General features: G+C 64.5%; 1 protein-coding gene. It reads right to left on the bottom strand.

Features of this window, described 5'->3' with window-relative positions; translation table 11 throughout:
• Nucleotides 1-245: carbamoyl phosphate synthase preATP-grasp domain-containing protein (locus RND61_RS32575; RefSeq protein WP_315881771.1), on the bottom strand; the 245-nt coding region annotated here is incomplete at both ends.

Below are 245 nucleotides of genomic sequence, written 5' to 3'. Positions count from 1 at the left end.
GCCTGCTGCTCGGCGTGCACGATCTCCAGCACGTCCTCCAAGGTCAACGGCTCGAAGTAGAGCCGATCGGAGGTGTCGTAGTCGGTGGAGACCGTCTCCGGGTTGCAGTTGACCATCACCGTCTCGTAACCGGCCTCCGCCAACGCGAACGAGGCGTGCACACACGAGTAGTCGAACTCGATGCCCTGCCCGATCCGGTTGGGCCCCGACCCCAAAATGATCACAGCCGGCTTCTCCCGCCGGGC

Source organism: Streptomyces tamarix, from assembly GCF_032423885.1.
In the GTDB taxonomy this organism is placed as follows: Bacteria; Actinomycetota; Actinomycetes; order Streptomycetales; family Streptomycetaceae; genus Streptomyces; species Streptomyces tamarix.
Note: the sequence above shows the minus strand (reverse complement) of the source record. Positions and strands in the feature narration are given on the sequence as shown.